The 26,758-nt window shown below is 36.3% G+C and carries 29 protein-coding genes, 1 tRNA gene and 1 pseudogene; 8 read left to right on the forward strand and 23 right to left on the reverse strand.

Features of this window, described 5'->3' with window-relative positions; genetic code table 11:
- Window positions 1–140: 140 nt before the first annotated feature.
- The 4 genes from J2T20_RS06860 to J2T20_RS06875 form a co-directional block, all read right to left on the reverse strand.
- Window positions 141–377, reverse strand: coding sequence for a hypothetical protein (locus J2T20_RS06860; protein ID WP_307586857.1), 237 nt, complete (start codon window positions 375–377; stop codon window positions 141–143).
- Between the two features lie 168 nt (window positions 378–545).
- The gene (locus J2T20_RS06865; protein ID WP_307586859.1) at window positions 546–743 is read right to left on the reverse strand and encodes a hypothetical protein; all 198 of its coding nucleotides are present in this window, start codon (window positions 741–743) and stop codon (window positions 546–548) included.
- The gene (locus J2T20_RS06870; protein WP_307586860.1) at window positions 740–1,081 is read right to left on the reverse strand and encodes a hypothetical protein; all 342 of its coding nucleotides are present in this window, start codon (window positions 1,079–1,081) and stop codon (window positions 740–742) included. The genes J2T20_RS06865 and J2T20_RS06870 overlap by 4 nt, the downstream gene beginning before the upstream one ends.
- A 35-nt stretch (window positions 1,082–1,116) precedes the next feature.
- Window positions 1,117–1,329 (reverse strand): hypothetical protein, encoded by a 213-nt coding sequence (locus J2T20_RS06875; protein WP_307586862.1) that lies wholly within the window; start codon window positions 1,327–1,329, stop codon window positions 1,117–1,119.
- A gap of 454 nt (window positions 1,330–1,783) precedes the next feature.
- Here J2T20_RS06875 and J2T20_RS06880 point away from each other — a divergent pair, with 454 nt between their 5' ends.
- From J2T20_RS06880 to J2T20_RS06905, 7 genes and pseudogenes are all read left to right on the forward strand, one after another.
- The gene (locus J2T20_RS06880) at window positions 1,784–2,107 is read left to right on the forward strand and encodes a PadR family transcriptional regulator (RefSeq protein WP_307586863.1); all 324 of its coding nucleotides are present in this window, start codon (window positions 1,784–1,786) and stop codon (window positions 2,105–2,107) included.
- Between the two features lies 1 nt (window position 2,108).
- Complete coding sequence (locus tag J2T20_RS06885) at window positions 2,109–2,486, forward strand: DUF1048 domain-containing protein (RefSeq protein WP_307586865.1); 378 nt, start codon at window positions 2,109–2,111, stop codon at window positions 2,484–2,486.
- Between the two features lie 18 nt (window positions 2,487–2,504).
- Entirely contained in the window at window positions 2,505–2,849 is a 345-nt protein-coding gene (locus J2T20_RS06890; protein WP_307586867.1) for a DUF1048 domain-containing protein, read from the forward strand.
- Window positions 2,850–3,206: 357 nt separating this feature from the next.
- Window positions 3,207–3,398 carry a DUF4181 domain-containing protein gene (locus J2T20_RS25720; RefSeq protein WP_373457770.1) on the forward strand — a complete coding sequence of 64 codons (192 nt, stop codon included), beginning with the start codon at window positions 3,207–3,209 and terminating at the stop codon, window positions 3,396–3,398.
- Window positions 3,341–3,787: pseudogene (locus J2T20_RS06895) on the forward strand (Rpn family recombination-promoting nuclease/putative transposase); the annotation flags it as partial. The gene J2T20_RS25720 and the pseudogene J2T20_RS06895, both read left to right, overlap by 58 nt.
- 724 nt (window positions 3,788–4,511) lie before the next feature.
- Window positions 4,512–5,477 carry a helix-turn-helix transcriptional regulator gene (locus J2T20_RS06900; protein WP_307586869.1) on the forward strand — a complete coding sequence of 322 codons (966 nt, stop codon included), beginning with the start codon at window positions 4,512–4,514 and terminating at the stop codon, window positions 5,475–5,477.
- Window positions 5,478–6,054: 577 nt separating this feature from the next.
- The gene (locus J2T20_RS06905; RefSeq protein ID WP_307586870.1) at window positions 6,055–6,465 is read left to right on the forward strand and encodes a site-specific integrase; all 411 of its coding nucleotides are present in this window, start codon (window positions 6,055–6,057) and stop codon (window positions 6,463–6,465) included.
- A gap of 479 nt (window positions 6,466–6,944) precedes the next feature.
- Here the strand turns inward: J2T20_RS06905 and J2T20_RS06910 are convergent, their stop codons facing one another.
- The 18 genes from J2T20_RS06910 to J2T20_RS06995 all read right to left on the reverse strand — a co-directional run bounded on the left by J2T20_RS06910 (window position 6,945) and on the right by J2T20_RS06995 (window position 23,999).
- The gene (locus tag J2T20_RS06910) at window positions 6,945–8,390 is read right to left on the reverse strand and encodes an Ig-like domain-containing protein (protein WP_307586872.1); all 1,446 of its coding nucleotides are present in this window, start codon (window positions 8,388–8,390) and stop codon (window positions 6,945–6,947) included.
- A gap of 15 nt (window positions 8,391–8,405) precedes the next feature.
- On the reverse strand, window positions 8,406–8,753 hold the full coding sequence (locus J2T20_RS06915; RefSeq protein ID WP_307586873.1) for a hypothetical protein: 348 nt from the start codon (window positions 8,751–8,753) through the stop codon (window positions 8,406–8,408).
- A gap of 69 nt (window positions 8,754–8,822) precedes the next feature.
- Window positions 8,823–9,398 carry a hypothetical protein gene (locus tag J2T20_RS06920; RefSeq protein ID WP_307586874.1) on the reverse strand — a complete coding sequence of 192 codons (576 nt, stop codon included), beginning with the start codon at window positions 9,396–9,398 and terminating at the stop codon, window positions 8,823–8,825.
- Between the two features lie 163 nt (window positions 9,399–9,561).
- A complete protein-coding gene (locus J2T20_RS06925; RefSeq protein WP_307586876.1) occupies window positions 9,562–10,071 on the reverse strand; it encodes a hypothetical protein in 510 nt (169 codons plus the stop codon).
- Between the two features lie 34 nt (window positions 10,072–10,105).
- The gene (locus J2T20_RS06930; RefSeq protein ID WP_307586878.1) at window positions 10,106–10,444 is read right to left on the reverse strand and encodes a hypothetical protein; all 339 of its coding nucleotides are present in this window, start codon (window positions 10,442–10,444) and stop codon (window positions 10,106–10,108) included.
- 107 nt (window positions 10,445–10,551) lie between these two features.
- The gene (locus tag J2T20_RS06935) at window positions 10,552–11,145 is read right to left on the reverse strand and encodes a hypothetical protein (protein ID WP_307586879.1); all 594 of its coding nucleotides are present in this window, start codon (window positions 11,143–11,145) and stop codon (window positions 10,552–10,554) included.
- A 617-nt stretch (window positions 11,146–11,762) separates the two neighbouring features.
- Window positions 11,763–13,079 (reverse strand): phage portal protein, encoded by a 1,317-nt coding sequence (locus tag J2T20_RS06940; protein ID WP_307586881.1) that lies wholly within the window; start codon window positions 13,077–13,079, stop codon window positions 11,763–11,765.
- Between the two features lie 14 nt (window positions 13,080–13,093).
- Entirely contained in the window at window positions 13,094–14,677 is a 1,584-nt protein-coding gene (locus J2T20_RS06945; RefSeq protein WP_307586882.1) for a DNA packaging protein, read from the reverse strand.
- Between the two features lie 73 nt (window positions 14,678–14,750).
- Window positions 14,751–15,164 (reverse strand): phage holin family protein, encoded by a 414-nt coding sequence (locus tag J2T20_RS06950; protein ID WP_307586884.1) that lies wholly within the window; start codon window positions 15,162–15,164, stop codon window positions 14,751–14,753.
- A gap of 243 nt (window positions 15,165–15,407) precedes the next feature.
- Window positions 15,408–15,800 carry a hypothetical protein gene (locus J2T20_RS06955; RefSeq protein WP_307586886.1) on the reverse strand — a complete coding sequence of 131 codons (393 nt, stop codon included), beginning with the start codon at window positions 15,798–15,800 and terminating at the stop codon, window positions 15,408–15,410.
- A 281-nt stretch (window positions 15,801–16,081) separates the two neighbouring features.
- A complete protein-coding gene (locus tag J2T20_RS06960; RefSeq protein ID WP_307586888.1) occupies window positions 16,082–16,972 on the reverse strand; it encodes a helix-turn-helix domain-containing protein in 891 nt (296 codons plus the stop codon).
- A gap of 825 nt (window positions 16,973–17,797) precedes the next feature.
- Entirely contained in the window at window positions 17,798–18,538 is a 741-nt protein-coding gene (locus J2T20_RS06965; protein ID WP_307586889.1) for a hypothetical protein, read from the reverse strand.
- Window positions 18,539–18,762: 224 nt separating this feature from the next.
- Complete coding sequence (locus J2T20_RS06970) at window positions 18,763–18,936, reverse strand: XRE family transcriptional regulator (RefSeq protein WP_307586890.1); 174 nt, start codon at window positions 18,934–18,936, stop codon at window positions 18,763–18,765.
- A gap of 74 nt (window positions 18,937–19,010) precedes the next feature.
- Window positions 19,011–19,901 (reverse strand): SU10 major capsid protein, encoded by an 891-nt coding sequence (locus J2T20_RS06975; protein WP_036654685.1) that lies wholly within the window; start codon window positions 19,899–19,901, stop codon window positions 19,011–19,013.
- 26 nt (window positions 19,902–19,927) lie between these two features.
- The gene (locus tag J2T20_RS06980; protein WP_307586893.1) at window positions 19,928–20,353 is read right to left on the reverse strand and encodes a hypothetical protein; all 426 of its coding nucleotides are present in this window, start codon (window positions 20,351–20,353) and stop codon (window positions 19,928–19,930) included.
- Window positions 20,354–22,637: 2,284 nt separating this feature from the next.
- Complete coding sequence (locus J2T20_RS06985) at window positions 22,638–22,835, reverse strand: hypothetical protein (RefSeq protein ID WP_307586895.1); 198 nt, start codon at window positions 22,833–22,835, stop codon at window positions 22,638–22,640.
- 39 nt (window positions 22,836–22,874) lie between these two features.
- Entirely contained in the window at window positions 22,875–23,804 is a 930-nt protein-coding gene (locus tag J2T20_RS06990) for a tyrosine-type recombinase/integrase (protein ID WP_307587218.1), read from the reverse strand.
- A 123-nt stretch (window positions 23,805–23,927) separates the two neighbouring features.
- Window positions 23,928–23,999: transfer RNA gene (locus tag J2T20_RS06995), tRNA-Val, on the reverse strand.
- 173 nt (window positions 24,000–24,172) lie between these two features.
- Between J2T20_RS06995 and J2T20_RS07000 the strand changes: the two genes are divergently transcribed.
- Window positions 24,173–25,072 carry an SDR family oxidoreductase gene (locus J2T20_RS07000; RefSeq protein WP_307586897.1) on the forward strand — a complete coding sequence of 300 codons (900 nt, stop codon included), beginning with the start codon at window positions 24,173–24,175 and terminating at the stop codon, window positions 25,070–25,072.
- 12 nt (window positions 25,073–25,084) lie between these two features.
- Here the strand turns inward: J2T20_RS07000 and J2T20_RS07005 are convergent, their stop codons facing one another.
- Window positions 25,085–26,611, reverse strand: coding sequence for a GGDEF domain-containing protein (locus J2T20_RS07005; protein ID WP_307586899.1), 1,527 nt, complete (start codon window positions 26,609–26,611; stop codon window positions 25,085–25,087).
- Window positions 26,612–26,758 lie beyond the last annotated feature (147 nt).

Here is a 26,758-nt window from a genome sequence, read left to right on the forward strand (position 1 = left end):
TGACACTCTATTTTTGGTTCGAATATATAATCGCTATGACTGAACGGACTAAAGTAGTGAAGCCTACGAAAGTCTATATGCGAATAGTTTGTTCAATACAAATCGGAGATCTCCACTAAAGTTATGTTTCCTCCACGGTGTTATTTTAGTTGTTGGTATCCAGTAATTGGTTTATTTTTATATTTCGGCAAAGGTATTATCCTCATAACATGCATAATGTCTTCGTAAGGTATGTATCTAACAGCAAGCCCATTCCGCAATTTAGCTTTAGTTTCCATAGAACTGTCCTCTGGAATACCCATTACTATTTCCCCATCTTTTGTATGTAAGCTTACCACTTGTTTCTTTGCAAGCCCTATTTTTAGTTCGTTTAGCATATTATCACTCCTTATCAGTTAAAGGATCCCGGACGATATTTAAAAAAATGAGACCTATTAACTATATCGGATGAATGTCCGCTAATTTAAGTATAAAGGGAAAATAATCAGCGAACACATAATAAATAGCCCTGCTACTATTATTGTAGTCAGGGCTATTATATTTTATTATGATTTTGTCAAATCGTTCACTTCATCAATAAAGGCGTCCATGTATTGATTGAAAATACCTGTATCAAAATTTGAATTTGTATCATTCGCTTTCGGATGGGTGTCCTGAATTTGTTTATACATACGATCGGTTTCTCCTGAGAGTTTTGTCCATAGTTTCTTTATTGAATCATATTTTGTATCTAGTCCATTCACGTAGGTATCATATTCCTCTTCTTGGTCATCGTTTTTCCTAATTGTTCAATTGTAAAATCGACGTCTAATTTTTGACCTGTAGAGCTTGTACCACTATGGATATATGAACTAATATCCACAAATCCAACATTCCAAATGTCAGAAATGACAAAGTTACTGATTTCGCTCAGCATTCTTTCAGTGGACTGCTCGCTTTTGGAAGAAGAAGCCTCCCCAGAAATAGAGGTGTCAGGTACAGGTTCTTTGAAGAGTTTTCTTATCTCGTTAAATCCTGATTTATCCTTGTCGGAAGAGGAATAACCCCAGCCTATTTTATCATCTTTAATTAAAATGACCATTTCACTTTTGGAGTCTGATGGTTCCTCACCCTGGATTAAAAAACGATCTTATCTTTCGCGCCATCGCTGTCGGTATAAACTCCTGACTCAATAACTATCGCGTTCTTAAGCCTTGAAGGACCTTTTACAGAAATTGAGGTTACCTTTACTTCTTGTGCTGCATAAATCAAGTTAGCTGGACTTGTGAGCATGGATACAGAAAGTAAAGCTAGGTTAGTGATGAGTAAAATCTTTTTTAGCAATTTCATTGTCGATCTTCTCTCAGTTACTTCTATGTTATGTACTGCGTCTTCACCCATTTTTCCCTTAAAATAAATAACAAAGTTTTCCTATTCAACCTCACAGTCGTACATTTCAACGATCTATAACAGCAGCCAAGGCGGTTGGAGCAATAACTACCGCTGCAGATAAGTCAAAGACTGAATTCATTATAATCCAACTACTATTTTATCTTGGGTTATTTATAAAGGAAACAAGTAACTATAACAATGTGAATTGGAGGTCGAAATTATTATCGCGAAAATTTAAGGTTCTATTAGCTGAGTTTGCCCACTTCCGTACTCCGAGCAGCTTGGCATACAATAATAATCCAAAACAAGTTCATATATGCACACTTGACACCCTCTCTACATAGTACTACAATATACCGGTACTAAGTAATACTTAATACTATATAACTTATTAGCTTAGGAGGTGTATGCTATGGAAAATTTAACAGAAATGCTCAAAGGTGTGTTGGAAGGTTGTGTGCTGGAAATTATCAGCCGGGGAGATATTTACGGCTACGAGATTACCCGCCGCCTTAATGAAATGGGCTTTACAGAGGTTGTTGAGGGTACGGTCTACACCATTTTGGTGCGACTGGAAAAGAAAGAATTAGTGAATATCGAGAAAAAGCGTTCTGAAATGGGTCCTCCTCGCAAATTTTATTCATTAAATAATGCAGGACACAAGGAACTCGAACACTTTTGGGAAAAATGGGATTTTGTCTCATTAAAAATTAATATCCTAAAGGGGGAGAAATAATATGAAGAAATTTATAGAGCTAATCATTGGCGATTTAGAAAGCAAGAAGGAATACAAAGCATTTATGAAAAAAGTAAATTCCCTACCGAAAGATTACGCCTTTGTGTTCAAAAAGATTCAAAAGTACATGTGGAATTTCGGATATGGATTTGGTGAAGAAATCATCAATTTGTATGAACTGTTTGAAGCTAGTGCAGCAGAAGGCAAGCATGTGCTAGATGTTACCGGTGAAGACGTGGCGGCATTTGCCGACGAATTGATGGCTCTCTCAAAACTAGATGGAGAATCGGTGAGTATATTAGGAGGGCAAGTAGATTTGAAAAAAGAAATTGAGAGTAGAGTTGAAGAGCAAGTAAAAATATGGATGAATAAAAAATAAGGTAGGAGGTTAAATACCATGGTAAATTTCATCAAAAAGATACTTGAGGAGAAAAAAGAATACAAAGAAATGATGGCGCGTGTGGAAGCTTTGCCAGGCGACTACCCAGAAGCCTATAAAAAAATCTGCAACTATATGTGGGGTTTCGCCTCTGGAAGTGGCATGGATATGCTGAGAATCCAGTACGATCTCATTGATTTGTTTGAAGCTGGTGCGGTAGATGGCAAAGACGTATTGGAAGTGACAGGTGAAGACGTGATAGCATTCGCCAATGGACTTACCGACCAAGCGAAAAGATGGGATGATAAGTTACGCAATAATTTGAACAAAAGCATTCTGAATCGTGTGGGTAAGAAAAAATAAGCGTTGAACAACCCAACTGAATAGCTTTTTTGAAAACAGGTTGTTCAGTTATATTTTGAACAAGTAAGTAGTATAACTGATTATCTCTCAGACTAATAGATAAACCCAGTTGCAGGCGCTACTGCGCTGTGAGCACGCGCCCTCAGCTTTATATATAGGGGTCCTGCCGACAAAACGCGGATAATATACGTTAACCAAATTCCAACCTAAAAAAGTCGAATTCCTGTACGCTAAGAAACCGACTTTTAATGTGGCTTGTTAAGCTAACGCTACCGGTTACTTAAGTACAGTAATTCACGATCTAGTTAAAAAATACTGTTTATCAATATGGTTTGTTGATAATCCTATCTCTGGCTTATTGGCTACTTTCTTATTTCATTAAGTTTTCGTGCTTTCATGGAATGGAAATATAAAAGAGAAGAAAAAGAATATATCTTAACTTTATACTCTATGTTTATTTTTTGTTTTGGTCCCAGGCTTTTATTTAATTTAATGAGCAATATCATAACGTATTTCATCTGCGAGAAGACCGGACCGGGATATCCTTAATTGACGATATTGAGGTGCATTTCCTGGAGTTGCCAAAATTAGATGAGCATAGCGTTCCGTCTGAGGGTGGACTGATCAATTGGCTGTTGTTCTTAAAGGGTGCCGATACATCACACTGGGAGGTGCTGAAGATGAATGAGCCGGAATTGGGGAAGGCAATGGATACTGTGCAATATTTAAGTCAGGATTCGGATGCCAGACGATTGTATGAGGCCAGACAGAAATATCTGCATGATGAAGCATCTATGGTTGAAGGGGCAAAGTCCGCTGGAATTATTGAGGGTAAACTTCAAGTAGCTCGTAACTTGCTGGCAATGGGGATGGATTATGCAGCTGTAGCTAAGGCGACAGGGCTTGGTGAAAGTGAAATCAAATCTATAAAGCTTTAACATGTTGTCTGGTTTGGTTTTGAAAATTCACAATAAAAATAAGGACTCTGGAGGGCTTATCCAGGTCCTTGATTTGTTTGTAGCATCTCCGAAGGCGGTGGGTTCAAGGACTGCTGTAGAGTATATTACCGCTTAATACGCTGAAGTACACAGGAATGTCCATTTGATTAGGAACGCGTACCTGCTAATGCTTGTTCTTATAGGATTCCAAAAAATAAAATAAAAAATTTTGCATTAAACCAGCCGTTTTTCCGTTTTGGAGAAACGGCTATTTTTGTTTGGAATTGTAGAATATTTAGCCCCGGCCTACCCATTTGCGACTTGCACGGACTTCATATAACAGGTCTTTTGTATTGCTTTGTATGCATCAAAGAAAAGGAAGATTGAAGTTGAATTTAACCAAGGAGATGAAGGTATTTAGAGTTTACGCCAAAATTGGCGAAAACTTCTTTTGATTTCTTATCTACTTTATAGGGAGAACTGCAATCCAAAAATGGAATGCAGCTTGAAAGGAGGTGATAGCTATTGGCTCTTTAGATAGTGCCATTGTGCATCCACGCGAGGTCTATAAAGCCGCGGTTAAAAGAAGCTATCATAGCATGGAGAATGGCAACGGTGCAGAACTTAAAAGAGAAAAATGAAATAACAGCAAGTAAAATCAAACAGTAATCTCTCTATTTCTTTATAATAAATGTAGGGTGATTGAAACGAGGTGAATAGACGAATGTACGAGTGGCAGAAACAAATTCAAATAATCGTTGATGAAATTGACAAATGTATTAAAAATTATAATGACGAAGCCTTGACACTACGCTTTCTTTCTCGCAGGCTGGGTTATTCCGAATTTTATACAACGAGAAAATTCAAAGAAATATCGGGTATGCAATTTAGGGATTATCTGCGGCATAGAAAATTAGCCTTTGCACTAAAAGAAGTTCGGGATAGTGAAAAAAGCCTTTTAGATATTGCTTTTGATTATGGTTTTTCATCACATGAAGCTTTTACCAGAGCTTTTAAGGGAACATATGGTGTAACTCCAAGTGAATACCGAAAAAAGCCTAAGCCTGTCGTTCTTCGTACAAAAATAAACCCTTTCGACCGCTACTTTTTAGGATTGGGAGAGATTGGGATGATGAAATCTACAGATGATGTTAAAATTTATTTTGTAACCATTCCCGCTCACAAATTTTTGCACATTAATAACTATGAGAGTAATGGGTATTGGGATTTTTGGCAAAAGCAAAGTCTTATTCCGGGACAGGACTGCGAAACAATTTGCGGCTTACTCGATAGTATCAAGGGCAAATTGGATGACGATGGTGGGAGCGAATCTAACGGCGGCAGCGGTCAGATTATGGCGTACATTAATGACCCGGACGGCAGACTCTGCGATTGGGGTATTCCACGTACAGAGTGTTATGGTGTACGACTTCCTTTTGATTATAAAGGCGAAGTACCACCTCAAATGCTTATGATTGATGTTCCCGAAGCTGAGTATATTGTTTTTGAACATGGGCCATTCGATTATGAGCAGGAAAATCGTAGTGTGGAGGAAAAGATTGAAAAGGCAATGGCAACTTTTGATTTTGCAGGCACTGGTTACTGCTTTGATACTTCCCCCGGTAGAATAATTTACTTTTATTTTAATCCGGAACGGTATTTTAAGTATATCAGACCAGTGCGGAAGTAGATAAAATCGACTGCCTATCCACTATTGTTTCTAACGAGAAAACCAAATAGGAAATAACAAATTCCACTTTGATGAAATGTGCGTATTGAAAAGAAGAAAAATGAAATTAGAAGTTTTGAAAAAGATAAGTAGTTCATTAGTTTTATAAATTAAGACAAGAGATAGACTAGCTAATTTAGTAGTCTGTCTCTTGCTATCTAAAGGAGGAAAAATGCGGTATCAGAAATGTAATTCAGAAATACTTTATGTTGGCAGGGTAATTAAACTTGCTCCAATCCAACATAGACATTTCCATCCTTCAGGTGATGACAGTTTATTGGATGATATAGTGCAGATAAGTAAACTAGGGTCGTTGGTTGAGAATGAGACGGATAAGATTATTTTTTCTCACATGTTGACACTGCCTGGAAAGAAACATGGAAAGTGGTCGCTATCGAACCGAAGCATGCAGCTAGTGAAATTGCTCTTACTGAGTCCGAAGCGTTGAAGAAAGTAAAATCTTTGCTGGGCAACGGCGTAACAGTCAAAAGTAAAGGGACTGACCTACTCAGATTCTATACATTCCAAGGTAGCAGATATGAGGGAATTGAACGTTTTTCTATGGTCAGCACGTGAGACTCGCTACCAGATTGCCTTCTTTATAGCGGCCTGGACGGGGATGCGTCAAAGTGAGATTTTGGGAATGCGGTGGAAAGATATTGATTTTGATAACAAGATGCTCCGTGTGGTCCAGACTTTACGACATAACAGCACGGAATTGATCTCAACGACTAAAACAAAGGCAAGCAATCGCAATATCGCTCTTTCCGATCAAACGATTGAGGCACTGCAAAAACACCGCAGACGCCAGATCAAAGAGCGGTTGCATGCAGGAGAAGTCTATAACAATCATGATCTTGTTGTCTGCACGGCTGTGGGAACACCACTAAACTCCCGCAATTTGAATCGTGCATTGTACAATCTGATTAAGAAGGCAAAGATAAAATGAATATCCTTTCACAGTCTTCGTCACACTCATGCTTCATTGATGCTGGCATCCTAAGGAGAACATACAAATGAGGAATAATTATGATGAGCAACAATCGGTGAACAGTAAAAACAATTTGAGAGATGATGAATAAGCGATCTTCCAGAAATCAGGGAGGTCGCTTATTTTATTTGTGCAGATTTATATGCTCGTGACCAATCCGTGACCACAAGGGGGCAACGGCTTCTTTGGCATGTCTATTTTCTGTCCATAAAAAGCAAAAAAGCCTTATAAAATAAGGCTTTCCACATATAGGACGGATGGGATTCGAACCCATGACCCCTACCCTGTCAAGAATGACCGATAGGAAATGTGATTCTACCTTACTCCGACAACGTTTATAATTAATCGACCATCAAATTTAAGAACTTGATAGTTGTATTATAAAGTGGTCAGTCCTGAATGTAAAGTGTTCTATCCAAATTAGGAAGATAGTGGTCTTAGATTGCACTCCTAATTCTAATCCGTTGCCAAGTAATCACACTTGGATCACTTAATAAATAGCATTTCAATTGAATATATGAAAGTACTAATCCTTTAATCTGAATAGTTGATGTCGTTTGACTCAAAATTGAATAATTGGCTGGGTCAGATGGGCTTACTTTATCGTCTGCGAATATTTCCCATGCTACATCCTCTACTCCACTAGATACTGTTGCGGTAAATGTTTTTCCTACACTGGAGCCTTTCGTTATACTCACATAAGTTGCACTAGTTGGAGATAGAGTAATTGTCTTCACAACTGTAACCGGATAAGCCAAGGTTAATGAATAGTAATTTACCTTTGAATTGTCATTGTCAAGGACTGCCTTAACATAAATTGATTCATCGGCAACACCTGTATTCAGATTTGTTACAGTAGCAATATTAGCAGAATCAACACTGATTGTCGCAACAGTAGAAGGTACGGCTGTAATTTGATCAGCATAAACAAGTGAATATGTAACCGTCTTATCAGTAGCAAGCGCACCATTCAAATATACATTTTTATTTACAATGATTTGCTCATTGTAAGCCAGATTATGTTTATTAACAGTGTTGTAAAGTGACATTGTATAGACTTCAGGTGCATAGATAGAAATGGCTAATGTATCATAGATAAATCCATTTGTACTGTTTGAGACAGTAACGGTAAAACCACCTTCTGTAATTCCAGTTACAAGCCCTGTATCGCTCACAGTGGCAATAGCATTGTTAGATGATGTGAATGTGACTGGAACATTGTTTGTACTTGTCCAAGCCAATTGAAGCGTATTACCGATCATTATGGAAGTTGGCTCATTCGTAATGTTCACAGCGCAAGATAATCCTCCTGCAATTCCATTAATCACATCGTCTGTAGCAGAATCAATTAAATCCTTTTCACAGGATAATATTAGAATCCCCTTTTGAGAAAATGTATCAATTCCTACAACTTTGAACTTTTGACCATCAACAAAGAACTTAGAATCAATTTTAAGTCCCAATTCCTTATAATACTCTTTAGTATAGAGAGTTACATTGCCATCTAGGACAGATATTACCTTTCCCTCAGTCACACCCAAATTACCTACAGTAATATAACAATCCACATGAATAAAACGACACGCCGAATTAACAATTACAGTATGAGGTAAACGGTGCATTATACCTTTATATTTGTTATAGCGTTGAGTGTTGATTTCGGAGATAATCATATATTTGTTGCCTTCATAAACAACAAAATCACCACGAGAGAGAGGTGATAGGGAAGATATCTTTTTATCATCATAGTTTTGTTCAAGATTCGTATTGCTGACTAATGCTCTTGTGACTGTTGAGGAATCATTAATGAGTACATCGGAACCAATTTGACTAAGTATAAACTCCAAATCGTCTGTATCGGACTTACCGAATATATCGAACATTGGATCGCTCCTTTCTTATGAATTAAATAACATAAACGTTGAACTGTTGCTGGATGAATCATCTGTGACGGACATCATGCGTATCTTCCGTTCTAATTGATCTATTCTGGATTGAATTGAATCCGCAAAATCAGTAATAGTGATATCGTCACTTTTATATGATTTCATCATGGACGGATTATTTGCAATACTGTTCAGAATGGACAACGCTGCTGAATAGATTTGACGCTTACTAGCATTAGATGATGGGTCATATTCCAGTTCAGGATTGGTAACTCCTTCTTCTTCTAAATATATGGATAGTTCAGCAGGGGAGAGGGTAATACCTTGTGTTTCAAGTTGAAGGCGTTCAGTAAATTTCATGTGATTGCTCCTTTGTATTGAGTATTTTGGACATAGAAAAAACCTACTGGTTAGAGTAGGCTTGGATATTCATTTTTGTATGGTTGTTACAATTCCATTCTCCAAGTATACATATTTGCCATCACCATAAACCCATTGTTCTGAGATATTGTTTTCTGTAATTGTTTTATTAATGTCTTTCGGCAATCCCCAACTAGATGTTTTAAGTTGTTCTTTCGTTTCCCCAATAGCGGGTGGTTGATTAGCATATTTAGCATTTTCAATTTGTCTTCTTTGTTCATTTATTGCCATAGTATCTTTCATATATCTTTCTGCAAACTCTAAATTATATTTGCGAGGTATTGAATCAAAGTAAAATCCTGCTTCTTCACGATCATACTCAAGATATGAAATCATGGCTTTGGCAAAAGAGTAGTATGCGTCAATTTCTTCATTACCACTCTGTAAAATCAAAGTCTTATCAGCGACAGTTGAGTAATCTTTTTTATCAAGTAACGTGTTTAATTCATTTTTAAATTCATCTGTGAACTCAACATGATTGCGCTCTTCGGTTATTCTTTGATGAATGGCTTGTGCATTCTTTATGCTTATTACCATAAAGATCACAATAATGATTGCAGAAACAATAATAATCTTTTTCTTCATAACAAAAACATCCCCAATTCACATTTTACCTAAATTCTACCATCCGAATTATTGTAGGTATATAGAATCAGATAAATAAAATGGTTAGTGGTTTGAAGATAATTGGGGATTGGGGATTTTAGGCATATAAAAAGACATCACATGGATGTCTAATTTACTAATTCTATTCAAAATACTTATTTAAATTATTTGTTATTTCCTCCTTAATTATCAAGATATCTTCTGGGCTGATATGCGCTCCATTTTCGATTATGTATTCACCGTTTTCGTTTTTGTCTAATAGTGGTTCCTTATATTTTGTTCCATCAATGATAACAGTAAATATACTTGCCAAATCCAAAAGCGAATCAAATTTGTTATCATCATCCATAGAGAGTTGAGCACTGGTTTGTATGATATTCAATGCAACTAATATTTCATTGTCCATTTCTATTAGATTAGTATCTTTATCCCTATTGTTATATTTATTCACGATAGAAGTGTAAACCTTACTAATTGCATCCTCAACAACTGTATCATCAATAATAGATGCATATTCTTGTTTTAGTTTCAGATCATCGAAGATAGTAATCATATCCCCGTTTCCACTTCCTGAACACCCAACAATCCCCAAAACCAAAACAAAGGTTATCATGCTTACGAGAATTTTCCTAATCTCATTAATCCGTTTCATACTCTGCTCCCATTTTTACAGATTTATTGTATTTTTACTCTTCTACATATTTACTGATATAAGAAGCATATTTTTTTCTTACAGATTCTTTTTTTAACTCATACTCTTGTTCGCTAATCATTTCTTGATCAAATAATCTTTTTAAAGTATCTAATTCTTTGCTGGCTCTCGTAGCAGAAGCCTTTGCTTGTTCAATTTCTAATTGTCTTAGACTTTCTTTTTGATGTTTTATAAAAGCGATAATAAATAAGACAATGGCTGGAATAACGAATATAACTGGAAGGAAACTTTCTTTTCCAAATATGATAATAGATAAAAAACCAATAATGGAAACGATGATTGCTGTCCAAGTAATTTTATTTATCCCATTCACTGGATCACCTCCCATACATTTTACCTAAATTCTACCATCAGCAAGGAAATAGGTATATAGGATTAGAAAAATATATGGTTAGTGGTCTGAAAGTATCGGTTAACTATCTATTCTTGTATTGCAGTTACAATTCCATCGTCCAAATAAACAAATTTATTACTTCCATAAACCCATTGCTCGGACACACCATACTTAGTAGTGGTTTTATTTATGTCTTTTGGCTTTCCCCACAATGTATTAAGAAGTTCATCTTCTGACATTCCAACAAAGGGGAGAGACATGTCAATTGTTTCACTTTCTTCAACTTTAGGTTGGCGATTAAATGAGTCGTATTCATTGTCAAAATTGCTAACAAACGAATCCATCTGTTCCTTAAAGTCTCCATCGTAATTTTCTAGTTGTAGTTTGATTTCGTCAACTATACCTTTTAATTCATCATAATTTTCTTCGCCATTCATAATGCCTACATTAAAACCGATTCTTAAGTCTATGTACGAGGCTAAGAGACTAAATTTTTCATTTGTTCTTAAATTGTCTTCATCTAGATATCTCTTAGCGCTAAACCAATTTTCTGACTGTATAGACTCATATAAATTATTTTTAGACAGGTGTGTACTTTCTCCATCCCCACACCCACTAATCCCCACAACAAATATCAATCCAGCAATACCCATCACAAGACTTTTCCTCAGTGTATTCACCTACCAAACCCCCTAATGCGTTTTACCTAAATTTTACCACCATGCAATATGTAGGTATATAGGATTAGAAAATAATATGGATAGTGGTTTAAAAATAGGGAACAATTCCCTTTTTTTATTTTTTTTAGTTCATGGGTAAACCCATATGCTAGAGCACTCTTTTTAAAGTTTGGGGTAACGGATTGAATCCTCCCCCTTACTGGACTACCAGATCATATGTATAATAGTACAAATCAGCGTCCAGAATCAGTCAATTGGATAATATTAGTCGATATTTAGACCACTAACTAGACTCTATAGTGTCCTAAATGGTATAGAAGATATATTCTATACCATTTAAGCCCTGTAGTTACCGTATAACTATACTTATAAGGTATTTAGAGAGGAAATAGGCTTTAAATGGAATAATATGGTGATAATAGATCAAATTTAATGAAAAATTGACAGAGAAATGAACAAAAATTTCTGAATACCCTATATAATATTGACCAGCGGCACACCTATAATAATCATATATATAAGTGTGCGCGAATCAACATTGTTCCACGGGAAATGTTCCACGATATATCTACTCTTATGTATTACAAGTCCCATCTACATAATCGTAGTCATTACCATTAATCTTTATTTCCATCATCGACAACAGTATCACTCTTTACCGTTTCTTCACTTAATCTTACCAATTCGCTATTCACATCTGTTGTATACGGAGAGTGTCCTAAGATACTTTCTATACTAATGGCTCCCATATCCTTTAACACCTGCAGATTGTCTATGATATCCTTCTCAGATTGTGGCATAGCATACTGGAACACGATATCCAAGGTATCCCATTCAGCATCTACAAATACAATACCCTGCATCTCTAACAATCTTCTAATCTTATCATTACGTTGCTTCATGCCTTCTTTAATATACTTCTCACCGATCATGGCTTTGATATTCGATAATGAGAACAAAAGTTTAATTGAAACTTCACTCAAATTTGAAATATCAGTCTTCCCAAGTATAATCCCAGGCGTTCCACTCACATCAAGTAGACTCATCATAAGATGCTTATATAACGTCTCAAACGCTTGATGATCAAATTGATTCTGTTCAAATGTAAACTCTGCATCTGAATCCAGTACCAATCCAGCACCAACTATTGATGTAGGTAGTTTGTCACCTGTAAGTTGCTGCCCTTTAATCACAGGAATCCCTGTAATGTGCTTATAGAAAGCATCCGTACTCTTACTAATCAAATCCTCCATAGAATCCAATATACTCTTATAGTCTAACAAATCACTTCGTCCAAACACATCATCAATAGGATTATCATTCCGATACAAGACAGGCAATCCACTCAGATTAGCAAATGATCCACGACTCTGTAATGTTCCACCAGAATTAGAATACTTCTCAACTCTATCTTCATAGTAGACATTATAAAATGTCACATTGCTAACTGTATACGACTCAACGAATGCAATGTATTCATTCTCAGAGGATACAACAGGGAAGGAGTCTGCCACATCTATTAGTTTACTTGTAATCTTGCCATCCTTAACATAAACATACTCGTATGAATTGCCATAACGATTAACACTATGTACTAAATCAAAGTCGAGTTTATCATATCCGTTCTTGTAAACACTTTTAACGGCTTCTACAACACTCTCATTGCCTGTTAGAGTGACCTTATTCCCAATCAGGTATGCTGTTCCAAATTCTAACAATCTCTTTGCATATTGCAATACAATCCGTCTAGGAACAAACTCTTTACCGTTAAACATCTCATTGGGTCTGGTACTGATATCGTGCAAACCTGATATGTATTCTTTAATATCAAGAATCCCCATAACTCTCATCTGATTGTTTACTTCATTTACATACTCCACGAACCATTGATTGCTATATCCAAAGTCATTAATAAACTCTTCAATTTTACTCATCTCACACGCTCCTTTTAGACATACCATTTGTTATTTTTCATTGCTTGGACTGCTAATGAATGACTGATAACCAAGTCATCATGATTGTTTTTCCCTTTGACGTTGCCCATTTTGCCGTTTTGCTCAACAAAAAGAATCATTTGTTGTAAGGTGTCCTTATCTTCAACAAGGATTAAACCTTTCTCAAATGATTCCTTATAGTCACTTATCATGATTGCTTTAGTTTTATCCGTAGTAAGCCAACCAAGGATAAATTTCTTATTACCCTTTTGGTCAAACGTTTTATGTTTATATAAATTCATGTAACTGTAATCGTTTCTAAGCCGCTCAATGACGGGTAAGCCATAACTGTTCTTTTCAACGGCAAGGAAGGCGTAGTTATAATAGCGTCCAACTGCATTTAGGAACTCTGCAAACTCATACACGCTCACTTTATTATTAGCAAATGCTAACGCCTGAACTCCATCAGAATCCATTAACGATAAACTTGATGAGTCACCACCTGAACCACTAGAAACGTCACTACCACCGTAATATTTAACATTACGTTTAGGCAAATGGTAGACATTCAAACCTCTGCCGATGTATTTGAGTAACGTTTCAGGTAATTCAGTTTTCAATTCATCTCTGGAGAGAGGAGGGAGGAGATTCTCAATGCGTTCAAGAATCTTAGATTGATCAAATACATTCTGACCACTCGTTTTAAATGCTTCTTCTGGATAGGAGGGATACTCCGTTTGAAAGTCAATCAATTGCATAGAGGATAGTTTCCACTGTCTCCACATCAACATTCTTAAATTAGCGCCCATATTATGTATTCGTTTTTCTTCATCCGTTAAATCTTTTGCCATTAACCGTTGACCCTTGTTATTTAACTTAAACCATTCCTCGGCAGTATCATGTTCAAATCTAAACTGTTCTTTATAAGCATCAGAAGTCCAGCCATAGAAGAATGCCTTATAGTTGGTTTTACCTTTCCAACTCTTCATAAACAACTCATAGTAATAGTTTGCTGTACCGTTAGCCGTTGTCTCAATTACGAGCCTACTTGTATTATTCTTGGCTAGTGCTTGCTCTAAACTCGTTAATACTTTTGTTTGGTCGCCACCATAGAACGCCATCTCACTAATCAATATGTATTGGAATGTCGATCCCCGACCAATAGATTTACCGTCACTGGCTGCCACTTGTACCCTTGATCCATTCTCTAACACTAATTCCCCTCGGTTGTCTCTCATCGTCTTAGGGAAGGGGTATTTTTCTCTTGGAAGGTTATCATTCATAAACTTTAATTTTTCAAAAAGGGATGTTACAGACTCACCAGACAAAGATACAATCATATAGTTTGTATTGGGATACTTGACCGCATTGTACAAACAGATTCCCAGAGACATTGTGGAGAATCCGATCTGTCTTGACTTGGCAATAATATTAAACTTTTGCATCGTATCTACAAACTCGGCTTGTTCTTTATTTAGCAGGAAGGGAATAGTATTACCTTCATTGTCAACGATCTTGATGAAATTCTTGGCAAACGCCTTGAAATCATCCATAACCATATCAAATTTACTTTTCTTTTTAACCGCTGCTACTACCATGAATACTCCTTTCTGAACGCAAAAAAGGACTCAACAATTTAGTCGAGTCCAGTTCATACATTCCTATGTATTATTATTCAACCTCTGATTTATCCTTATTTTTCAGTACTAGAATCAAATCCTTAACTTTGTCAGGTAATTTAATTCCAAGTTTACCGCCATTTTCAACAATACTCACCAGTTCCACAACAACGAATGCACCTGATATTCCGTCTGTGATTATTCCATTGCTCCCCAATACAGCAGATTCAACCATGAACACAGCGCCGATCAATAAAATTACATATGTTTTCCGAATCAATCCCAATGTACCGATTCGACTGTTTATATTCTTCTCATATATACCGACCATGAAACCTGTTATGAAATCTATCATCATCAAACCTATGAGCACCGTGAAAACTAATCCAAATCCACCTATCATCCATGACACTAATCCTGTGACAATTCCAATTGTTGATTTAATAAATATATCTGTTCGTTCCAATTTGACACCTCCTTTACTTTGGATTACGGATTCATCGTCAACCGCAAAATGCGTAAGACAACTAATTTTAAAGCAGTCAAACTCACTCTCTAAGGTTGGGGAGTCAGATTCAATAACAAATCGCTACTGAGACTCTTAAACTCAATAATGATGATAGAAGTGGAGTAGAGGAGGTGTCTTTGCAAAATGACAAGACACCTCACTTACTGTTGGCAGAGTAAAATTATTTAACTCAACGCTACTCTACAACTCCAAATCATCATCCTTGTCATTTTCATCCTCATCAGCCGCAAAGAATTTCTCTGCTTCCTTGTTATGCAAATTAATCTCTTTCATCAGTTTGAGCATCATCTCAATATCTTTAGGATTGGGATCTGATTCAACTTTCTTCTTCAAATTCTCATATATCGTCAACAAATCATTTGCCTGTTTCGCTGCTAAGACAATTGAAACGATATGTTTATATTCAGGACTCCGCTCCCAACGATAATATGTACCCATGCCTTTTAAATCCACTTGTTTCAGAAACTCTTCCTCAGTCATATTCCGTTCATGTTGCATCCAGATATTGAATTTGTACTTTATGTATAGTTGCTTCTTATATGGTAGTTTCTTTAACACATCATAAATTGTCATGAACTTAACCTCCTGTAACGATACGGTAGATACCCTTGATTAGATCACGAATACTAAATATTAGATTGGAAAGCATATATCCAAAACAAATATAAACAATCACCATTACCAATTTTACGAACGCTTTATCCATTACCTTTTTAATTTTACTCATCATATTATCTCCTTTGATTTCCTTATAATTGAATAACAAAAAAGAAGGGTCGATTGCTCACCCTCCCAATTACCCTACCTATATAGTTGACGTTCGGATTCATAGAATTACTGTTATGAATTGACACTTAGAATGGATTGTCGTCACTCAAGTTCAGGTAGTCATTCAATGGTTCATAATCTTCCTGTTCTTCTATGACGATATCATCAGAGTTTAATTCATCATCAATAAAGGGGTTAGCACTTGTTTTGACTTTATTCTTTCTTTCCTTTTGTTTGTCCCATTTTTTGATATTCTTATCAATAATTGATTTGAATGATTCTCTCAAACTATCTAAAGTAGTGATATTACCGAAAATAACATGCTCAAACCGATAAGACATTTTCTTGACACCGTTTATCGTCCGTGTTCCGTTTTGTCTATACTCTGAACCCATCAATCTCATACGGTTGAGCGTATGAACCATCTTATGTACCTTATCATTGGAGAACCCTAAAGTGTCAGCCATTTTATTAATAGACATCCAACATTTTCTCTCGTTGTTGTTACTATACTTACGAATTAAACAGTAAAAGGCAATCTCGGAACATCCTAAACCATTATCTAAGTAATATTGCATTAATTTCAAATCAATACTAATATAATGGTCTGCATCTGTAACAGGAGCATCGTATTCATTTCCTTTGTTCCCTTTTTCTCTCTTTGTATTGGGAAGATCAAGCGCTGTAACAAGCATAAATCCGTCATCTTCATATCTATCCCATCTTGTGACAGAGCATTGAATAACTTTGTAACGAATAAGAATTTTAAACAACTCTTTAGTTTTATCAATAGTAAAACCCGTTTCTTTCTTCAGCATTTTCATGCTGGTTGCAAAAGTACATTTATCTTGATTATAAATATGGTATCTATACAGTGTTAGATAAAGAAGGAAAGCGTCTGCACCAACCTTGCTAAAAATATTACCTTTGTCAAACCAATTAGATTTAACCTTAATATGACTATCTACAAATTTCATTAACGCATCTCCTGACTAATTTATAAATCTATAATGAATAAAGTTGAATAAGGGCAGAGAATTAAAATACAATTAATACATGTTCAAGCGCTTTTGACCTTAATCTTTAAGGTTTACCTCTATTGAACTTAATCCTTAAACGAAGTTGAAATTTAATAACTAGGGAATAAGCGTAGCGTTACACTAGGAAATATTAGTATATTTATATCTAGTTATTATATATATTAATAATATATCCGTTTTAGCGTCATTTTGTCATACTATTACAATAAATTAGTATACACTTTTTATCATTTTGTCAAATGGCATATTATGTATTAAAATAAAAATACCCATATGAAACAAGGTTTATTTAGAATATTTTCAACAAAACAGTATATATCCGTTTTTGGGTCATTTTGTCAAACTTATATTTCATAAATGTATACTCTTTAATTTATTTTGTCAAACTATTATAGGTGTTGTTGTACCCCTTTAGGTGTTTTGTCAAATATAACGACTTAAAACCTTATATATTAACGATTTTTAGAATTCATTTTGTCACACTTTTTTTAAGGGTGATATTATTACGATTTCTTTTTGTGATTATACTCTGTAATGACACGCTTCAATTCTTCCGTGAAGGGGAATTGCCAGAATGGATTTAGTGTTTGTTGATGGAGTCCTGAACAGATGTATGATTGGCTATTCTTCATTAACTGATTACGCAGCCGTTTGTCATAACAGTAAAAATAGCGTTGTGTATTTTCCATTTTTAATTATCTCCTTTAGTTATGTGAATATAAAGAGAGGATACGAAATTATTACGTACCCTCAACAATTTAGTTAAACTACCTTGCATCCTGCTGTCGTATATTTATATTCATTTCTACTTGTTAAGGCGAAACTGAATACATCGGGTTTTGATATTCCAATAGCAGAGTGTCTACCACGATCACCGAACTCATAACTTTTCATAAAACTCTCTTCTGACAATCTCAGGTCAACGTCAAATAAGCCTTGCATGGCTACAAGGTCAATTGTTGTATTCAAATATCCGTTGTTAATTGAAATCTTGCCGTTTAGATTATATTTGTGTTTAACATCATAGTACGCCTGTACAGACGTTTCTTGTTCCAATACGTCTATTAACTCATACAATTCTAACTGTTCCATATAGCGTCTATGAGTGTCCTTAAAATCTTTGTTGTAATGTCCCATGTAACTGGAATCAATGGCTAGGAGGATTAAACGGGCTTCTCTACTCTTAGGAATGGGGATATTGTAATAGGATATGATTTGTAGGAGGGTGGAACCTGCATACTTGTTAAAATAGTTCCTGCGGCTGATATCATTGATTGCGTTTATGTTGGCTGATTGAGGATTTATACTGTCATTTGGCATTATTTTAACTACGTGATTATCCCATGTCATTCCTTGTTCAACGGCAATATCAACGCATACTGTAGGTTTATGAATATGAGGTGCTGAATAGATTGAATCAAAATCATAAAAGTATTTGACTTCGTAACCGAACAACTTTTTCAGAATTGAACAAGAGAACAGGGAATCTAAATCATCAGACATACACAGGTTAAATTTGCCGTGCTGTGAGTCATTACACCATTGTGGAAATTTGTCTTTGAGTTGTTTTTGCATAGTTAGATGGATAAAGAATCACCTAACTCTTACTTTGGTGCTCCCTATGTAATGACGATTGGTTTAAATTTACCTTTTACAGTAGCCAATCACAGTCACAAAGGGAGTTAAATAAATAGTCGATCCATTTTTGACACCTACCTTGTTATAGTTTAGTTATTACTGATAAATTGCTTATATTGGTTGATTTTGTATTCTGACATGTCACCTTTGTTGTTCTCATACAGAGATATGAGAGTGCTGGAACATTGTAAATGTTCTGCTACGGTATTCTGTTTAATTTGGTGCTGAATCCGCTTAATTTTCCACTCCATCCGATCATTCATGATTGTTATCTCCCTAAATAAATTTATAAAATAAAAGGGGTCTGTATTAGATACAAACCCCAATTGATTATGTATTAGGCTTTCAATGTGTATTGTGCAACGGCTTTCTTGGAACCTACACGTAGAGTTGCTTCTGCTGTAACCAAACCACGAACAGAATCGCCCACTTTTGCAAGTGCTTCAAACTCAGGTTGACGGAGATAGTCCAGGGACAACATGCCAGCATCAAAGATAGTCATTTTATCAACAGAAGCATGTCTGCTTAGGACAAGGTTCAGGCTACCGTAGTTTGTGCGAATGGTATCAACAATCAGACCAAACACATTTTGCTGTGCGATGTAACTGTATTTATCTTTGTACAAGGCATCAATCTTTTCCTTCAGGTCAGCATTAACCAATGCGAAGTATTGACCAGATTGGTTTCCTTGCGTCCATAGTTTCTTAACTGTGTTTTTAACTTCATCCTCAGTCACAATACCACTCGCTGCACCAGTAAGCAGGTTAGAAGCATGCGCCCACTTTTCAAGACCATCCATACGGCGAATAAAAGGAGTTAAAGAAGCATCATTACGTGTACCAGAAGTAATTGCCTTTTCCATTGCTACTTTAATTTCAAGTAGACGGTCAGCAACTTCACCACTGAATACATTACCTTGACCAGTTACATTGATTGCGTTCTGTGTGCCAGAAATGGATACACCTTTACTGAAGATTTCTAGAATGTTGTTTAACTCAGCACGAGCAGATTCATAAAAAACAGGAGTTTCAGATCCTTCAATTGCTCCGATATCAGAAGTTGTATCAAGGGATTTTTCTCTCCAAGTCTGAACAGTTCCGTTGGCTTTACCAACAAGTCCTTTCGCCATCAACAGGGAAGTAAGAGGTGTGTCTTGGATTCCGATTTTTGTAATTTCATTCACCAGTGAAATTTTTTCTCCGGCAGTAAGGTTAGTAGTTTTAAACATTATTAATCATCCTTTTCTATTTGGGTTTAGTTGAACAGTTTTGCTAATTTTGCACCAATCATGCCGTTTACATCATTCTTAGCGGCTGCTTGATCATAGGCGGTTGTCTGTTTGTGGTCTTCAGGGACATAGGCATTGTTAATCTTTCTGGCTTCTAAAATCTTGTTAAGTTGAGTAACCTTAACTTTCAATTCATCAGCATTGGACACATTTAAAAATTCAGCAAAATCATCCATCTTATTGGCTTTCAATTCCAAGCCAACTTCCTTTTTGAATAAATCTGCTTCACGTTGTTCCAGTGCCTTTTCTGCATCTGACTTATCGACTGGTTTAAATTGAAGTAAGCCATCACGTTCAGCGGTCAGTGGAGTAAGTACCTCTGTTTCCCATGTCGCCTTTGTGTCGGCTAACATCTGATCAATATGAGCCTGTTGTTCTGGTGTAAATTCCATTCATTCCATCCTCTCTGGTTTGTATTATTCGATTCCCTCATGTAAATTTTTTTATTAAAAAAAGACATCCATTGGATGCCCTCATGAGAGAATAGGAAGGTAACGTTAATTCCTTCATTCATGCCACATCGGTTGATATGAGATCAATGGAAAAATTAAGGTGTACTATCGTATATATAAAATATTGTAATGTGTCAAAAAACCTATATTCTATATGACTATTTCAACTGATTTCATTTTCTCGCTTTTTTTATATTTATGTTTATTCTTATGCCACTTTTCGTTACACACGGAACGTCTCCTTAAACACCATCAACCATATATTTACATATTTTTAAAGTGCCTTGATAAATCCACGTTTAATTAGTTATTTAATTCATAGGTGGTAGCGAAAATGGATTTTTTCGTTATGAACATGAGTATAAAAACCTTATAAACATTGACTTTAACGAATAATAACCGAATGTCGGCATTTCGTGACAAGGTTTAACTATTGCTCTCCTTAAAAGACCATTAAGGATTTTGTCTTAAACGTTGATTTGTAGGGTTATTGTTAATTAGAGAGGTCAAGTTCAAGGGTGAACTTAACCATTTGACATTGAAAAATGGCTCTTAACGATAAAAAACACAGCGTTCCCAATTGTCCACAAGATTTACAAATACTCCTCATCATTACATCTCATAGAAAATCTTTAGAAACGCTTATTGTAAGTGGGGTTAGAGGTGATTTCTAAGTGGTAAAGTTTTGGTACATGACTGACGTGCAGGCTAAACTTTGGAGAATGACACATTGGGAACGTCTGCTATCTTTCTTCCCTATTAGGTGTTTTGAGGTATGAGCAAAATAGCGTTGATTTATATGGGGGAAATGGCGGTGAGTTTTTTCAATAGTGTTTGTAATGAAAGACTTGTTTTATGGGGCATGGGGTAGGAGGGAGCATCTAACTTTCAATGTAAACTGAAAAATGCTGTTCTTTATCCCTTATTAGCGTTCTTTTAAAGTGGTGAAAAAGGTCTATGTTTATAAGGTTAAAGCAGACTTTCTCATTTTTCTTCCTTCTTCCATATATAAGAAATTGACTCGACAGGGCAATGAGCGTTATAAAACCTATGATATTAAAGGGTTCTATTTTCCTGAATTGAATTCCTAAAACATGTGAACTGATTTTGATGTTCTTTATCCCTTATTAGCAGTTTTTACTTTACACCTGTTTGAGCCTTATAAAATGCGGATAATAAAGGGGTTTCTAAACTTGGACATTCTATTTCAAAAGTGTCCACAGATTTAAATCCGCTTATTCTATCACTATATAAAAAAATCTATAGAGAGAATTAACCTTGATAAAACATAGGTAAAACAAGGGTATTCTAAACGATTAGAATTGATTTCTAAATGGTAAAGTTTATTATGCTCTCCTTAAAAGACCATTACGATTTTGAACAATTCCCTTTGTTTATATGGCTAGGTGACCAAAGATCGTGTTGTCTACTCACATTTAACCCATTGTTTTCACGGTATACGGAGAAATCCTAAACCCTTAACATTTTATTCTGCTTCTATATCCGTAATAGACAAAATTGTAATAGTATCAAATGAATCAATGATTTAGCGGTTTAATGGAGAAAGTCATTTTTATCGCTTTTTTTTAGAGGTGCATTTTGCACTTCCATAGTTCCTCATATATAAAAATTATCAGAGTGTTAAAAAAACTATATTTTATATGGTTATTTTGACTCATTTCATTTATGGACAGTTTCCTATTATTATCTTCTATCATATGGGAACCTTGAGATCGTATATGGAGTAAGGGATTTCAGGTTTTTTTGTGTCGTTTTTCAGTTAAAATGAGATATTGGTGAATGTCTCCCATACTGATAAATACCACGTTATAACTTCACACTGATAAATAAACCTTCGGAAAGTGACCTCAACCTTAGAGCCGCAAGGGTTACAGCGTTTTTCTAAAAAGTAACAATTTTACTACCCATACTGATAAATAGAACATGGGAAATGTTGAATTTAGCCTAGTAAACGTTGATAAAACACAGGTTTATATAGTTTTCTAATTGTCGGATTTCTATTTCTATTTGCTAACGCTTCTCATACTGATAAATACCATTCTAAATGCTAACACTTTTTCTACTTTACCCCTCACATTACGATTGATAAGAATTCTTAAAATAGTCAATGTATATATGGGGTTTAAGGTGTTTTCTAAAGCGCTAGCAAATCAAAAAAAACCCTATAAGATTATAAGGGTTTTAATGTTTTACTAAACAGTCATCACACGAACAACATTGTCTCGCACATCATGAGCGCACCTGAGTTTTCTCTGCCATCATCGTCAATTAAATACATTTCACCACTAAATTCATTCGTTAGGATTGGATAAGTTTTACCAACGGATACTCCTATTAATTCAAAAGGTATAGTCAATACAAGCGCATATTTAGCCAATTCAATCATCTCAGTCGTTTCCATTTTTAATTATCTCCCTTAAAATTATAGTTTTTTTTAGAGTTATATATCCATATTGTTCAGAGGATTGAATTTCTCATTCTGTTCGGCTAATGCCGTTCCCCAAAGTGAGAAATATTTCAGGGTCATAGAGATGTTACTGTGTCTGAGTAATTTTTGAATTGTTCCAATATCACAACCAGCCATAATCATGGAGTGGGCTGCGGTATGTCTGAATGTATGACAGGAGAGACGTACATTCTTGAAGTTCATAATTACCTTCAAATGTTTGAATACCATTTTCAAGGCGTTATCTGTTAACTGTTTTCCTTTCCGATCTGTAAACACTGTTTCAGGCATAGTTGGAAAGTATTTCTCAACGAATATACGATACTCAATAAATTCACGCTTCAATCTGTCTGACATTGGAATACTACTGGCAACTCTCTTTTTACCATTAACAGTGATAACTTGATTCACTAGATCAACGTCTGACCATCTTAAACTCACTGTCTCGCCTAAACGACACGCAGAGCCTAACAGCCAAATAATAAGAAAGTAATCACGATAAGCATATAAGGATTTGTCACGATATTTGATGGATTGGTAAAAGCGTAACATTTGTTTAATTTGAGCATCGGTGAAAACTTCAATCTTAACATCTTCTTTGGCAAAGATTATTCGTTTGGTTGGATTGGTTTTAGGAGTGAATACTTCCATTTCAGTTTCAAAGTAATTGAAAAATATCTTGAGGATGTGTAACTTGGAGTTTACCGTTGTAGGATTATTACCTTTTTCCTTACACTGTAACAAATACTGTTTAACAAATGATGCTGTGCAATCTTCAACATTAATGATTTCATGCTGAACACAGTATTGGTGGAATTCATTCATTAGTCCCATGTAAGCGGTGAGAGTACGATCAGAGACATTACGATACATCCGGTCTGATTTGAATTCGGAGAGAGCAAATTTTAATAGCAAAAAGACCACCACCTTAAAGGATTATGTGTCCTTAAAAGTAATGGTCTTTTATTTTATAAACGGGTCACAGTGTGACCACCAATTATAGATGAGGGATGAATATGATTCAAACCCTTACTACAATTGAACATATAGGACGGATGGGATTCGAACCCATGACCCCTACCCTGTCAAGATAGTGCTCTCCCGCTGAGCTACCGTCCTGCAACGAAATTTATAATACCATAGGAATAATGTTGAATGCAATTGTTTTTTAGTCAGTCCGCGAATATCATACATTTTCATAAGCACATAATGGCCTAGCATAGCCGCATATGATTTCTCTATCTGTTTAATAACGTTATTACACGAATTGAACATAAAGGAGAGAAGCGGCCATGTATCCGTCTTATCCATATTATAGTTCGGAGGTTCAATGTAAGAACGTTCCGCTGACATTCCCACCGCAGGAACAGAGGAGGCAGCCGGGATTTGAATACTTAATGGTTCCTCGTCCCATCTCGGAGAATCCAAGTTATATAGGAAGCGGAAAGCTTACGAACAAAGTTGCCCTTATCTCAGGCGGGGACAGCGGGATTGGTCGGGCAACGGCAATCGCCTTTGCCAAGGAAGGTGCAGATATAGTTATTGTTTATTATGATGAACATCAGGATGCCGCTGAGACGAGACAGCGAATAGAGCAGCTCGGAAGAAAATGCTTAACCATGACCACGGATCTAAAGGAAGAGGAGAACTGCAAGTCTGCTGTTATGAAAGCGGTGGAGGCCTTCGGGAAGATTGATGTTCTTGTGAATAATCACGCCGTCCAGTTTCCTCAGCAGAGTATTCTTGATATCACAAGTGCCCAATTGGATACGACGTTTCGGACGAATGTCCTATCCTATTTTTATATTACTAAAGCGGCTCTGCCCCATATGAAGGCTGGCAGTTCTATCATCAACACGGCATCTGTGACCGCTTATCGGGGAGAGAAAACGTTAATTGATTACTCTTCCACGAAAGGGGCTATCGTATCGTTTACTAGAGCTCTTTCACTTTCATTAGTAGATCAGAAAATCCGGGTGAATGGAGTAGCCCCCGGGCCCATCTGGACACCCTTAATTCCGGCAAGCTTCCCGGCAGAAAAGGTTAAGACCTTTGGAACAGAGGTTCCGATGAAACGGGCAGGGCAGCCTTTTGAATTAGCACCGGCTTATGTATACCTGGCCTCAGATGATTCTGCCTATGTATCGGGGCAAATTCTTCATGTTGGCGGAGGTGAGATGGTGGAATCATAGGGCAGTTGTCCTCTACAGAAGCTGCTTCCGATTTCTTTTGGTACGATACATGGCTTTATCTGCATTATTCAGAATAGTATCTTCGTCTTGTCCATCCTCCGGATAAAAGCTAAAACCCATACTCATTTTAATAGTGAGGCTTTTATCCTTATACTGTAGATCGGAGTGCAAGAACTTGGTTTCTAACTGCTGGAGGGTATCCTGAACATATGAAATAGACGGAACGGGACTTAGGAAAAGTACAAATTCATCTCCGCCCAATCTTGCCGCTACGCCCTTTTGGCCTACAACCTCCTTGATCAAGTGTGCGGTATGCCGCAGCACCTCATCTCCTGCCTCATGCCCATATCTATCGTTCGTATCCTTGAAATCATCTAGATCGATAAGAATAACTGCCAAATGATGACCAAGCGACTTAGCCTCATTAATAGCTCCAGCCAGCTTTTCGTAGAAGTACCTCCGGTTCGGAAGCAGGGTCAAAGGATCATGGTAAGCGAGGAAAACAATTTGTTTCTGATTCTCCTTCTGTAAGGTTATATTTCGAATGATCAAAATGACATGGGGCTGATTATCCACGGTGACATAATCACCATCAATTAGAACGTCTAAAAATTGGTCCCCGTTTTGAATGGATGTCTCCAGCTCCTTAATTTCCTGTCTTTTCTTCAGGCTGTTACTAAGCTCTGCACTAGCTAAAGCGTTCAGTACCGCGTGATCCAGATCAATATGATTGAGCATTAATCTGGCGCTGGGATTGGCTTCCTTTATGATGCCTGAAATTTCAATAAGTAATATAGCTGCAGGGTTGAGATTGAACAGTTTCTCGTACCTTTGGTTATTGAAGTTCAGAAACTCATATTTTTTCATGGCAAGCTGGAGAAGGAAGCACCATATAATACCTGCGTATAAATAGGGGAAAGGGGGAATCTTTTCTCCAAATCGAAAGTATCCGAATACACCAGTCCAACCTAAGGTTAGAATAGTGCCCACAATCATCAAATTAAAAATCGCTTTATACTCAGGTGAACTTGTACTCGACTTAGCTTTGAACAGTATCAACAAGGTTAGAGCGCTAATCAGAATGCTGACGGTCAGCCCCGCATAATAAGCAGAGTTAAAGACGGGCCATTTCCAAACTCCGGCTGTTATGAACTTTTGAGAGGATATGAAATTTTTGTTCCCGAATATATTTATGGGGATGATCAGAAGATGGACATAAAAAATATACGGGTTCAATAGCTTAGGTAACCGCATATCCATCCTTGTTATTTTGGCGAAGAAGTGAAAGCCAAGTCCTGGAAGCATAATGCCTATACTAGAAAACATTATTGCAGTCAATGGAGGACTATAATTAATAGGCAATAAGAATCGGACGTACTCTTCGAGGAACAGCAGGAAATAGCATGCAGTGATCAGGCTGACCAGCCTATGTTCGGTTTTTTTTGGATTTCGTACCAGAACATCAAGACCCATATAGAAAAAGAACAGCATAGGGAGTAAATAAACGACTAAGGTTAATAAAACTTCCGACAGGTTCAATCCTTTTGTCCCCTTCCATTCGGGCGCTTATGCCGAAAGTAAAGCTGTAGAGCCTTATAGTAGTATATTAAATTAAAGTGTCTTGTTTTGTCGATTTTAAAATTTAAATAAAACTTGACCATAGGAGTTTAAAAACATAGATGAAAG

The sequence above is a fragment of the Paenibacillus wynnii genome, assembly GCF_030812855.1.
Lineage (GTDB): Bacteria > Bacillota > Bacilli > Paenibacillales > Paenibacillaceae > Paenibacillus_AQ > Paenibacillus_AQ wynnii_A.

Coding starts and splice junctions, on each gene's coding strand:
- J2T20_RS06860 (WP_307586857.1), bottom strand. CDS start 377: ATGCTAAACGAACTAAAAATAGGGCTTGCAAAGAAACAAGTGGTAAGC.
- J2T20_RS06870 (WP_307586860.1), bottom strand. CDS start 1,081: ATGGTCATTTTAATTAAAGATGATAAAATAGGCTGGGGTTATTCCTCT.
- J2T20_RS06875 (WP_307586862.1), bottom strand. CDS start 1,329: ATGAAATTGCTAAAAAAGATTTTACTCATCACTAACCTAGCTTTACTT.
- J2T20_RS06880 (WP_307586863.1), top strand. CDS start 1,784: ATGGAAAATTTAACAGAAATGCTCAAAGGTGTGTTGGAAGGTTGTGTG.
- J2T20_RS06885 (WP_307586865.1), top strand. CDS start 2,109: ATGAAGAAATTTATAGAGCTAATCATTGGCGATTTAGAAAGCAAGAAG.
- J2T20_RS06890 (WP_307586867.1), top strand. CDS start 2,505: ATGGTAAATTTCATCAAAAAGATACTTGAGGAGAAAAAAGAATACAAA.
- J2T20_RS06900 (WP_307586869.1), top strand. CDS start 4,512: ATGTACGAGTGGCAGAAACAAATTCAAATAATCGTTGATGAAATTGAC.
- J2T20_RS06905 (WP_307586870.1), top strand. CDS start 6,055: ATGAGGGAATTGAACGTTTTTCTATGGTCAGCACGTGAGACTCGCTAC.
- J2T20_RS06910 (WP_307586872.1), bottom strand. CDS start 8,390: ATGTTCGATATATTCGGTAAGTCCGATACAGACGATTTGGAGTTTATA.
- J2T20_RS06915 (WP_307586873.1), bottom strand. CDS start 8,753: ATGAAATTTACTGAACGCCTTCAACTTGAAACACAAGGTATTACCCTC.
- J2T20_RS06920 (WP_307586874.1), bottom strand. CDS start 9,398: ATGAAGAAAAAGATTATTATTGTTTCTGCAATCATTATTGTGATCTTT.
- J2T20_RS06925 (WP_307586876.1), bottom strand. CDS start 10,071: ATGAAACGGATTAATGAGATTAGGAAAATTCTCGTAAGCATGATAACC.
- J2T20_RS06940 (WP_307586881.1), bottom strand. CDS start 13,079: ATGAGTAAAATTGAAGAGTTTATTAATGACTTTGGATATAGCAATCAA.
- J2T20_RS06945 (WP_307586882.1), bottom strand. CDS start 14,677: ATGGTAGTAGCAGCGGTTAAAAAGAAAAGTAAATTTGATATGGTTATG.
- J2T20_RS06955 (WP_307586886.1), bottom strand. CDS start 15,800: ATGACAATTTATGATGTGTTAAAGAAACTACCATATAAGAAGCAACTA.
- J2T20_RS06960 (WP_307586888.1), bottom strand. CDS start 16,972: ATGAAATTTGTAGATAGTCATATTAAGGTTAAATCTAATTGGTTTGAC.
- J2T20_RS06965 (WP_307586889.1), bottom strand. CDS start 18,538: ATGTCTGATGATTTAGATTCCCTGTTCTCTTGTTCAATTCTGAAAAAG.
- J2T20_RS06970 (WP_307586890.1), bottom strand. CDS start 18,936: ATGAATGATCGGATGGAGTGGAAAATTAAGCGGATTCAGCACCAAATT.
- J2T20_RS06975 (WP_036654685.1), bottom strand. CDS start 19,901: ATGTTTAAAACTACTAACCTTACTGCCGGAGAAAAAATTTCACTGGTG.
- J2T20_RS06980 (WP_307586893.1), bottom strand. CDS start 20,353: ATGGAATTTACACCAGAACAACAGGCTCATATTGATCAGATGTTAGCC.
- J2T20_RS06985 (WP_307586895.1), bottom strand. CDS start 22,835: ATGGAAACGACTGAGATGATTGAATTGGCTAAATATGCGCTTGTATTG.
- J2T20_RS07000 (WP_307586897.1), top strand. CDS start 24,173: ATGTATCCGTCTTATCCATATTATAGTTCGGAGGTTCAATGTAAGAAC.